Origin of the sequence: Photobacterium ganghwense, from assembly GCF_003025595.1 — a bacterium.
In the GTDB taxonomy this organism is placed as follows: Bacteria; Pseudomonadota; Gammaproteobacteria; order Enterobacterales; family Vibrionaceae; genus Photobacterium; species Photobacterium ganghwense.
On the sequence record NZ_PYMI01000021.1, the window covers coordinates 1 to 1,606 of the forward strand.

Here is a 1,606-nt window from a genome sequence, read left to right on the forward strand (position 1 = left end):
TCGGTCTGCACTCCATCAACATGTTCCAACGCGGGCAGGAAGTCTCGAAAACTATTATCGACAACTGCCAGTTCGCCTGCGTAATGATGCAGAAAGCGGAAGATAGTGCGTATTACCTGCAACGCAAGACAGGGATTCCAGCGGAAGAGATCACGGAATTGGAGATACTGGAGTATATATTGCAAGATGGGAAAGCCTGGAAAACTGGGAAATTATCTTGGAAGTAAGAACGGGGCAGCCATCGTCAACTACACTTAAGATTGTACGCCTATCAGCGATAGTATACTTCTTGGTTCCATCGTGACGTTTGTCACATTCTCCGGGCTCATTAACTTAATTGTCTAGTGGGCTTTTTTTTGCTTAAAAATCAGACTAATGATCAGCTTGAAATTATCATGTATTTGCGGAGCTATCATTTCCATTAGTAGATAAAAGTGCCCAGAAGGGCACTTCAATAATTTAATGGCTGTCAACCTTCTTCTGTTGAGGTTGCTCAAAGGTCATGTAAGTTGAGTCATGCAATAAAGTTACAAAGCTAGTCTCATCGTCAGAGTACTTTTTAATAACCTTCGAGTATTTTAAATCTTCTGGCTTGGGGTCTTCATAATAGTGGCAGTGCCTCTGGTTATGAGGAACCCCCCAGTAATCACAGTTAGTTCGGCAATAGTGACAACCATCTGACGCGGTGCGCCCTGGATGGGCTAGAGCGCCGAGGGGGATAAGTAATAAGCCAAGTAAGAGTGTACTTTTCATAATTCTGCGTCCATTGCGTTCATTTGATAGGCAGTGTTAAAAATATCCCGCCAAAATATGAGTTATGTTTTAATGACATTTGTTTCATTTTCGGTGTGGATTATAGCCATAGTAGGTTTTATTTTTTTGATATGACTCGCAAAATAAAAAGCCCGCAAACCTATAGGTTTAGCGGGCTTTTTTTCGTTTGCCTAAAAACCAAATCGCTTGCTTTTCTGTTGGGGCATTTCAACGAATCAGATGATTCATTACCAACAGAGAGCAAACGATATGAGTGCAAAAACCAAAGGCTATGTGATCACCGGTGTGATTGCGTTACTGGTCGCCGCTGGCGTGGTCTGGGCGTCAAACAACGTTGACGCCGTTGAAGACGCAATCGGCTAAGGGGGCGAGAGCATGGAATTACTCGCCACTCCGTTCGCACCGCGTCCGAAAGAGCTAGACCCTGTCGAGGGCGTGGGCTGGGGCAACCGTGCCTCACTGCGCCTGATTTCTGGTCCAACCTATCACAGCATTGAGCTGGTCACTGACATTACCGACCCGAAAGACATTGAACGTGTTGAAGTGTCGCTGAACGGTTCGCCGAAAGTGAACGTGACCGGTGAAACACTGGTGAAGCTGCAAGCCCACCGCAAAAACTACGCCCAGCCAGGGCGCTATGTAATTTCATTTGGTGATCCCACGCTGCGCACCAAAGTCGGCGTGCGCCAGACTGACCTTGTCACGTTGCAGGGTGAAATCTGGTTCGTCTACATCACCTTGAAATCCAAACCGGCGGGCACGGCCACGCCGTCCATTCGTGCCCGTGCGCATGTATTGCCAGCACAGGCGACACGTTACTACATGCCGCGCA

The 1,606-nt window shown here is 47.2% G+C and carries 1 protein-coding gene and 1 pseudogene; both read left to right on the forward strand.

Annotation, left to right across the window (positions count from 1 at the left end):
• Nucleotides 1–227 (forward strand): annotated as a pseudogene (locus C9I92_RS25615) (ATP-binding protein); the annotation flags it as partial.
• 922 nt (nucleotides 228–1,149) lie between these two features.
• Nucleotides 1,150–1,606: major capsid protein P2 (locus C9I92_RS24980; RefSeq protein ID WP_249037530.1), on the forward strand; the 457-nt coding region annotated here is incomplete at its 3' end.